The organism is Kocuria sp. UBA1838 (assembly GCF_002338785.1).
Lineage (GTDB): Bacteria > Actinomycetota > Actinomycetes > Actinomycetales > Micrococcaceae > Kocuria > Kocuria marina.
This window is the reverse complement of the sequence record NZ_DDIY01000005.1, coordinates 296,353-304,643: the sequence shown is the minus strand read 5'-3', so window position 1 is coordinate 304,643 and position 8,291 is coordinate 296,353. Positions and strand designations below refer to the sequence as shown.

At 64.9% G+C, this 8,291-nt stretch carries 9 protein-coding genes; 7 read left to right on the top strand and 2 right to left on the bottom strand.

What is annotated here, in order from left to right; genetic code table 11:
* Positions 1 to 71: 71 nt before the first annotated feature.
* The 7 genes from B3I25_RS03170 (at position 72) to B3I25_RS03140 (ending at position 6,354) form a co-directional block, all read left to right on the top strand.
* On the top strand, positions 72 to 710 hold the full coding sequence (locus tag B3I25_RS03170; RefSeq protein WP_064845194.1) for a cytochrome c oxidase subunit 3: 639 nt from the start codon (positions 72 to 74) through the stop codon (positions 708 to 710).
* 57 nt (positions 711 to 767) lie between these two features.
* Positions 768 to 1,559: a c-type cytochrome gene (locus B3I25_RS03165; RefSeq protein WP_167318503.1), complete on the top strand. Its 792-nt coding sequence runs from the start codon at positions 768 to 770 to the stop codon at positions 1,557 to 1,559.
* Positions 1,560 to 1,629: 70 nt separating this feature from the next.
* A complete protein-coding gene (locus tag B3I25_RS03160) occupies positions 1,630 to 2,724 on the top strand; it encodes a ubiquinol-cytochrome c reductase iron-sulfur subunit (protein ID WP_035961968.1) in 1,095 nt (364 codons plus the stop codon).
* Positions 2,724 to 4,391, top strand: a complete 1,668-nt coding sequence (locus B3I25_RS03155) for a cytochrome b (RefSeq protein WP_098053450.1) — start codon at positions 2,724 to 2,726, stop codon at positions 4,389 to 4,391. The genes B3I25_RS03160 and B3I25_RS03155 overlap by 1 nt, the downstream gene beginning before the upstream one ends.
* 786 nt (positions 4,392 to 5,177) lie before the next feature.
* Positions 5,178 to 5,621 (top strand): VOC family protein, encoded by a 444-nt coding sequence (locus tag B3I25_RS03150; RefSeq protein WP_098053452.1) that lies wholly within the window; start codon positions 5,178 to 5,180, stop codon positions 5,619 to 5,621.
* A 200-nt stretch (positions 5,622 to 5,821) separates the two neighbouring features.
* On the top strand, positions 5,822 to 6,028 hold the full coding sequence (locus B3I25_RS03145; RefSeq protein ID WP_207387824.1) for a hypothetical protein: 207 nt from the start codon (positions 5,822 to 5,824) through the stop codon (positions 6,026 to 6,028).
* Positions 6,025 to 6,354 (top strand): hypothetical protein, encoded by a 330-nt coding sequence (locus tag B3I25_RS03140; RefSeq protein ID WP_206398780.1) that lies wholly within the window; start codon positions 6,025 to 6,027, stop codon positions 6,352 to 6,354. Before B3I25_RS03145 ends, B3I25_RS03140 begins: the two co-directional genes overlap by 4 nt.
* 102 nt (positions 6,355 to 6,456) lie before the next feature.
* Here the strand turns inward: B3I25_RS03140 and B3I25_RS03135 are convergent, their stop codons facing one another.
* Both B3I25_RS03135 and B3I25_RS03130 read right to left on the bottom strand, forming a co-directional pair.
* Positions 6,457 to 6,861, bottom strand: coding sequence for a cytochrome c oxidase subunit 4 (locus tag B3I25_RS03135; RefSeq protein WP_064845200.1), 405 nt, complete (start codon positions 6,859 to 6,861; stop codon positions 6,457 to 6,459).
* A partial coding sequence (locus B3I25_RS03130; RefSeq protein ID WP_286737777.1) for a cbb3-type cytochrome c oxidase subunit I occupies positions 6,858 to 8,291 on the bottom strand: 1,434 nt, incomplete at its 5' end. The genes B3I25_RS03135 and B3I25_RS03130, both read right to left, overlap by 4 nt.

Here is an 8,291-nt window from a genome sequence, read left to right as displayed (position 1 = left end):
GGACGCGACACGATGCGCTGCGGAGGCCGTGGTGGTTGGTTCGCCAGGAGTTTTGGCGACATAATGTCTCTGTGACAACTGCGACTCATACCCCAGCCAAACCGGTGGGCGCGACCATCACTCGCCCCAACCTCACATCCGTGGGCACCATCGTGTGGTTGTCCTCCGAAGTGATGTTCTTCGCCGGACTCTTCGCCATGTACTTCACTCTGCGCGCCACCTCCCCGGAGGTCTGGCACGAGAACACACAGCTGCTCAACGTGCCCATGGCGTTGGCCAACACCATCGTCCTGGTGCTGAGCTCCGTCACGTGCCAGTTCGGCGTCTTCGCCGCCGAGCGGCTCCAGCCCCGGCGCACCGGCGGCATCCTCCAGTTCACCAAGTGGGGCATGACCGAGTGGTTCGCCCTGACCTTCCTCATGGGCGCCGTGTTCGTGTCCGTGCAGGTCTACGAGTACGTCGCTCTCGTTTCCGAAGGCGTCACGATCGCCGCGAACGCCTACGGCTCCGCCTTCTACATCACCACCGGTTTCCACGCCCTGCATGTGACCGGTGGCCTGATCGCATTCCTCTTCATCATGGGCCGCGCCTTCGTTGCCAAGCGCTTCGGTCACTACGAGGCCACCTCGGCCATCGTGGTGTCCTACTACTGGCACTTCGTCGACGTGGTCTGGATCGTCCTGTTCGTGCTGGTCTACTTCATCAAGTAGGCCCCCAGGACCGTTCGCCCATTCAAGTTCTAGAACCGAGTAAAAGGAACGTTTGACGTGAAGGCACTCTCACAAAAGCGCCGCCATCCCATGGCAGCCCTCGCGCTGTTGGTCATGGCTTTGCTTCTGACCGGTGGACTCTACGCAGTTGCCACAACCACCAATGAAGCCAAGGCCGACACCACCACGTACTCGGCTCAGGACGTCGAGGAGGGGCAGAAGCTCTTCCTGTCCAACTGCTCCACGTGCCACGGCATGCAGGCCCAGGGCACCAACACCGGTCCCTCCCTGATCGGCGTGGGCGCTTCCTCCGTCGACTTCCAGGTCGGGACCGGCCGTATGCCCATGCAGATGCAGGGCCCCCAGGCGCAGGTCAAGCCGCAGCAGTTCAACGACGAACAGACCAAGCAGCTCTCCGCGTACGTGGCTTCCCTGGGTGCCGGCCCCGCCGTCCCCGAGGAGGAGTACCTCGACATCAGCGAGGGCAACTCCGCCAACGGCGCCAAGGTGTTCCTGGCCAACTGCGCCATGTGCCACAACGCCGCTGGCCAGGGCGGTGCCCTGACCCGCGGCAAGTTCGCCCCCTCCCTCATGGGCGTGAGCGAAAAGCACATCTACGAGGCCATGCAGACCGGCCCGCAGAACATGCCGGTGTTCAACGACGCCAACATCACCCCCGAGGAGAAGCGGGACGTCATCACGTACCTGAAGACCCTCGACAACAACACCAACGTGGGTGGCTTCAGCCTCGGCTCCCTGGGCCCCGTGTCCGAGGGCCTGTTCATCTGGACCATCGGCCTGGTGATCGTCATCGGCTTCACCGTGTGGCTGACCTCGCGCTCCGCCTGAGAGCGCCCCGCCGGTACCCACCGGCACCCGAAACAGTATTCACAGCACCAAGAGAAGAATGAGGGACCACATGGGCGACCATCGTGACGGCACTCCCCACAAGAGCGGGGCGGTTGTCACCTCGGACGGAACGGGCACGGAAAACTTCCCCAACCCGGGGCTTCCACCGCACCGCCCCCGCGTGACGGACGTAGATCCCAAGGCCGCGAAGCGAGCTGAACACCAGGTGGTCCTGCTGTTCCTGCTCTCCATCATTGGATCCATCCTGTTCTTCGTGGCGTACTTCGGTATCCGCGTGGACGGTCCTCTGTACGACGCCGTCAACACCGAGCCCACCGCGCAGCTGCGGTTGCAGAACCTGCTGCTGGGCCTCGGCATCGCCCTCGGCATGTTCGGCATCGGTATCGGGGTGGTCCACTGGGCCCGTACCCTCATGCCGGACCACGAGATCGTGGAGATGCGCCACGACCTGCGCCCGGAAGAGGACCGCGCCGAGGCGCAGGGCATCCTGAACACCATCTACGACGAGTCCGGTGTGCGGCGTCGCCCGCTGCTGCGCAACACGCTGATCGGCGCCGCAGTGCTCATGCCCCTCCCCTTCGTGGGTCTGCTCAAGGACCTCGGTCCCACCGACCTCAAGGTCCTGCGCCACACCATGTGGGACGAGGGCGTGCGTCTGGTACGCGATCCCTCCGGTACCCCCATCAAGGCGTCCGACGTGACTCTCGGTTCCGCGTTCCACGTGGTCCCGGAGAACCTCAGCAGCCTGAGCCACGAAGAGGGCTACCTGGACGAGAAGGCCAAGGCCGTGGTCCTGCTCATGCGACTGGCCCCGGAGGACGTCAACGTCTCCCCCGAGCGCAGTGACTGGAACGTGGACGGCATCTTCGCCTACTCCAAGGTCTGCACGCACGTGGGTTGCCCGATCGCCCTGTACGAGCAGCACACGCACCACCTGCTGTGCCCGTGCCACCAGTCCACGTTCGACCTCACGAACGAGTGCGAGGTCATCTTCGGCCCGGCATCCCGCCCCCTGCCGCAGCTGCCCATTACCGTTGATTCCGACGGCTACCTCGTTGCCCGTAGCGACTTCCACGAGCCCGTGGGACCGACCTACTCGCAGCGCGATCTCGCCGTCCAAGACATGCAGGATGAGGCGAACTAATGTCCACATCAACAGACTTCGAATACCGCCCCACGACCACCACGGGCCGGATCGCCAACTTCGTGGACACGCGCGTGGGCGCCTCCGCGATGGTCAAGGAGTTCGGCCGTAAGGTCTTCCCCGACCACTGGTCCTTCATGTTCGGTGAGGTCGCCCTCTACAGCTTCATCATCCTGTTGCTGTCCGGCACCTTCCTGGCGTTCTGGTTCGACCCCACCATGACGTCCTTGCCCTACAACGGCAGCTACGTCCCCATGCAGGGTGTCGAGATGTCCGGGGCGTACGCCTCCACCCTGCACATCTCGTTCGACATCCGCGGCGGCCTCTTCCTGCGGCAGCTGCACCACTGGTCCGCGCTGCTGTTCGTCATGGCGCTGTCCGTGCACATGCTGCGTGTGTTCTTCACCGGCGCGTTCCGCCGCCCGCGTGAGCTGAACTGGGTCGTGGGTTGCGTGCTCTTCATCTTGGCGATCGTGGCCGGCTTCTCCGGCTACTCGCTCCCCGACGACGTGCTCTCCGGTAACGGTCTGCGCATCGCGGACGCGATCGCCAAGGCCGTCCCGATCGTGGGTACCTACATCTCCATGTTCATGTTCGGTGGCGAGTTCCCCGGCCACGCGATCATCGGTCGCCTCTACATCGTGCACGTGCTGATCATCCCCGCGTTGATCCTCATGATGATCGTGATCCACCTGTTCATGGTCGTGGTCCACAAGCACACCCAGTTCCCCGGTCCGGGTCGCACCGAGGACAACGTGGTGGGTTTCCCCGTGGGTCCCATTTACGCCGCGAAAGCGGGTGGATTCTTCTTCATCGTGTTCGGCATCCTGGCCGCCATCGCCGCGACCACCACGATCAACGCGATCTGGAACTACGGTCCCTACGATCCCTCCCCCGTGCAGGCTGGCTCCCAGCCCGACTGGTACATGGGCTTCTCCGACGGCGGTCTGCGCCTGATGCCCGGTCACTGGCCCTTCTCGTGGGAGGTCAACATCTTCGGTCTGGCGGTTCCGCTGGCCATTCTGTTGCCGCTGATCCCCATGGCCCTGATGTTCGGTGTCATGTTCGCGTGGCCGTGGATCGAGCGTTGGGTGACCCGCGACAACCGCGTGCACAACATCCTGGACCGTCCGCGTAACGCGCCGTTCCGCACCGCCGTGGGCGCCGCCGGCGTCACCTTCTACGCCGTCCAGATGATCGCGGCCAGCGGTGACCTCATCGCCACCCACTTCCATGTGGCCGTGAACGACGTCATCTACTGGCTGCGAGCCCTGTACTTCCTGGGCCCCATCCTGGCGTTCATCATCACCCGCCGCTTCTGCCTGTCCCTGCAGCGCAAGGACCGGGAGATCGTGCTCCACGGCCGCGAGTCGGGCCGCATCCAGGCCCTGCCCCACGGTGAGTTCGTGGAGGTCCACGAGCCCCTGGATGAATACCGTCGCTACAAGCTCGTGAACTTCGAGGACCGCAAGGTCCAACCCGCTCGTGCCAATGCCAAGGGCAAGGTCACGACGAGTGAGAAGATGCGCGGCGGTCTGAGCCGGATCTTCTTCGAGGACCGTGTGGCCCCCGTGACGCCCGCCGAGCTGGAAGCGGCTCACGGTCATCACGACGCCGAGCCCGCCAGCGTCGGCGCCGGCTCGCACAGCGCGCAGATCGAGAAGTAGGCCCCAGGCCCACGCACTCGATCTCCTCCACGAAGGGCCCGTCCGGATCACTTGATCTGGACGGGCCCTTCTGTATGCCTCGAGCGCCGAGCGTGCCGGATGCGGCCCTACCCGCCGACCTCGGGATCCGCACACGGGGGCGCGGAGCTGACGGGCACGGCAAGGGTGACGCTCCCATCCGTGTGGAAGGTCTGACGGTACGGTCCGACTGCCGCCAGGCCCAGACGTCGGAGCTCCGTGTCCAGCACGAGCCACGCGTCTCCGGTATCGACCGGCCGGTCCCCCAGGCGCACAACAGCCGCCACGTCGGCCCCGGGGAAGGTTATGGGGCGGGTGCCCGACACCGGCCTCTCGCACGGCCACCGTGACCCTGATCAGGGTGCCGTCACGCGTGCCGTCGTAGCAGAGTTGGACATCCCCGTGGCCGATCAGCGCCGTGGACGCCCAGACGCAGCCAGAGGCGAGCCACGGCCTCCGGGATCTCGGTCTCGTCCCGCACCGCATCCGAAACCCCGTGAAGCTCGAATTCCGGCAATCCGACCAATGCGACCTCGCGTGCCATCGCGCCTCATTCGCTTTCCGTGGGACCGACTTCTCTCCGATGTCCGGCGGTGCCGCAGCATGCGGCGGGACACGACCGTGCGCTGCGACAGCTCCCCTATGGATTCCATGGAACCATTCCACCCCATGACACGGTGTCAGACGCAAGGTGTACCCAATGGCCGCCGTGGACCCGCCCTCGCCCGGTCCGCCGTCGCCGAGGGTCGATACATCTAGGCTTGATTCATGGGCATTCAGCGAATGGACAACGTGGCCGTCGTGGTGGAGGACCTTGACGGCGCCGTGGACTTTTTCACCGAACTGGGCATGGAGCTGGAAGGACGAACACCCATAGAGGGGCTCTTTGCAGACCAGACCCTGGGCATGGACGGGGTTCGAAGCGAGATCGCCATGATGCGCACCCCTGACGGCCACGGCCGGGTGGAGCTGACCACCTACCACTCCCCGGCGCTCGTCAAGCCGGATCCACGCGCCCCGGCGCCCAACACCGTAGGGCTGCACCGGATCATGTTCGCGGTCGACGACATCAACGACACCATAGCCCGCCTCCGCAGCCACGGCGCCGAAGTCCTGGGCGAGGTCGCCAACTACGAAAACGTCTACCGCCTCTGTTACCTACGCGGCCCCGAGGGCATCATCGTGGCGCTGGCGAGTCAGATAGGGCATTGATCCTTCCGAGTTATGACGCCGCTGAGACGCGCCCTGGGGCAGTACCCCACCGGGTTCCATGGTGCGGTTCCATCCCATGACGCGATGCCAGGCGCAAGAGCGGCCCAGTCGCCGCACCTGCCGCAGCCAGCGCCGCAATCACCCGACCCCCTGCCCGAGGCCACCTGCTGTGACGAACTGGGGGCACCTAGGATGAGGACATGACTTCACCAATGCTCCCGCGCGGCATCCAACACATCGGCGTCACCGCGCCCGATCTCGACGCCACCACCCGGTTCATCGTCGACAGACTCGGTGCCGGGGTCGTGTACGACGGCCTGACCGCGGACGACGAACCACGCCGAGGGCGGAAGTCGAGCGTCGACTCGGCCTACCCGAGGGCGCGGCGATCCACAAGCAAGGCATGATCCGCATCGGCAACGGTCCCAACCTGGAGGTCTTCGAGATCAGTGGACAGCAGAGCGCCGAGGCCGGTCTGACAGATCTGGGGTTGAACTACATGTGCTTCTACTGCGACGACATCGACTCCGCGCCAGCGCGCCTCGTGGCGGCCGGTGGCCAGGCCCTCAGCGAGGTGCACGAGAACAGCCGCTATGCGGACTCCGAGGGCGAAGGGTCGGTCCACGTCAAGGCACCGTGGGGAATGCTCGTCGAGCTCCAGAGCATCCCCGCCGGCCACCACTACCTTGAGGGCTGCACGACGCGCGTATCGATGCCGGACCCCCGCCCGTAAGGCTCGGGGCTGATCGCGAACCCTGCCCCGGTTGGGAGATATGACGAGGCCCGCACCATCCCATGATGGTGCGGGCCTCGTGGTATGGTCAGCCGATGCTGATCAGTGGGCGTGCTCCCCGCGGGAGTGCTCGAAGACCAGGCCCAGCAGACCGAGAGCGGCCACCGGGACCGCCAGGCCGATGATCCACCAGCCGACCGCCAGCGCGGTCACGAACAGCGCCGAGCCGATGCCGAGCAGCAGGGGCCACCAGCTCCACGGGGAGAAGGCCCCGTAGTCACCGGACATCTCCACGATCTCACCGTCCTCGCGGTCCTCCGGGAGCGTGCCCCCGGTGGAGCGCTGCACGAGCCAGAGGTAGACCACGAGCATGAAGCTCATTGCGGCCACGGCCAGCAGTGCGGGGAATCCGGCGAGTTCCTGGAACTCGGTGACGAATCCATACACCAGGCCCACCACGGTGCAGAACACACCGAGCAGCAGGAACGTCTTGATAGTTGCGCTCATCGTCCGTTCCTTCCGGTGCCGCCCACCAGGGGGGTCTCGGCCTCATATTGTTGGCTGGAGAACGCCGAGAGCTCCGGGTGGTGGAGATCCAGCGCGGGGCGCTCGGAACGGATCCGAGGCAACGAGGTGAAGTTGTGACGCGGGGGCGGACAGGAGGTGGCCCACTCGAGGGAACCACCGAAGCCCCACGGGTCGTCCACTTCCACCTTCTTGGCGTTGCGGTGGGTGGTGTACACGTTCCAGAAGAACGGGATCATGGACACGCCCAGCAGCATGGAACCGATGGTCGAGAACTGGTTCATCCAGGTGAACCCGTCCTCGGGCAGGTAGTCGGCGTAACGACGCGGCATGCCGTCCACACCCAGCCAGTGCTGGATCAGGAACGTCATGTGGAAGCCCACGAACAGCAGCCAGAAGTGGATCTTGCCGATCCGCTCGTTGAGCATCTTGCCGGTGAACTTGGGCCACCAGAAGTAGAAGCCCGCGAACATGCCGAACACGATGGTTCCGAAGATCACGTAGTGGAAGTGCGCCACCACGAAGTAGGTGTCGGAGACGTGGAAGTCGAGCGGCGGCGTCGCCAGGATAATGCCCGTGAGACCACCGAACAGGAAGGTGAAGAGGAAGCCGAGCACCCACAGGATGGGCGTCTCGAACGTCAGCGACCCCTGCCACATGGTGCCGATCCAGTTGAAGAACTTCACGCCGGTGGGCACCGCGATCATCATGGTCATGAAGGAGAAAAAGCCCAGGGCCACCGCGCCGGTCACGTACATGTGGTGCGCCCACACGGTCACGGACAGCGCCGCGATTGCGATGGTCGCGAAGACGAGACCCTTGTACCCGAAGATCGGCTTGCGGGAGAACACCGGGACGATCTCCGAGACGATGCCGAAGAACGGCAGGGCCAACACGTAGACCTCGGGGTGACCGAAGAACCAGAACAGGTGCTGCCACAGGATGGCGCCACCGTTCTCGGCGTCGAACACGTGGCCGCCGAGTCGCCGGTCCATACCCAGTGCGAACAGGGCGGAGGCCAGCGGCGGGAAGATCATGATGATCAGCATGGAGGTGATCAGCGTGGTCCAGGTGAAGATGGACATGCGCCACATGGTCATACCCGGCGCACGCATGCACACGATGGTCGTGATGAAGTTCACGCCACCCATGATGGTGCCGAAGCCCTGCAGGACCAGGCCGAAGACCCATAGGTCACCACCAACGCCCGGACTGAATGTCGTGCTGTTCAGTGGCGCGTAGGCGAACCATCCGAAGGAGGCCGCGCCCTGCGGGGAGATGAACCCGGATACCGCGATGAGCGAGCCGAAGAGGAAGAACCAGAACGCGAGGGCGTTCAGACGGGGGAAGGCCACGTCCGGCGCACCGAGCTGCAGGGGCACGATCACGTTGGCGAAACCGATGAACAGCGG

Excerpts from the sequence above, each read along its gene's own strand:
- B3I25_RS03160 (WP_035961968.1), top strand. The coding sequence starts at position 1,630 with ATGGGCGACCATCGTGACGGCACTCCCCACAAGAGCGGGGCGGTTGTC.
- B3I25_RS03155 (WP_098053450.1), top strand. The coding sequence starts at position 2,724 with ATGTCCACATCAACAGACTTCGAATACCGCCCCACGACCACCACGGGC.
- B3I25_RS03150 (WP_098053452.1), top strand. The coding sequence starts at position 5,178 with ATGGGCATTCAGCGAATGGACAACGTGGCCGTCGTGGTGGAGGACCTT.
- B3I25_RS03145 (WP_207387824.1), top strand. The coding sequence starts at position 5,822 with ATGACTTCACCAATGCTCCCGCGCGGCATCCAACACATCGGCGTCACC.
- B3I25_RS03140 (WP_206398780.1), top strand. The coding sequence starts at position 6,025 with ATGATCCGCATCGGCAACGGTCCCAACCTGGAGGTCTTCGAGATCAGT.
- B3I25_RS03135 (WP_064845200.1), bottom strand. The coding sequence starts at position 6,861 with ATGAGCGCAACTATCAAGACGTTCCTGCTGCTCGGTGTGTTCTGCACC.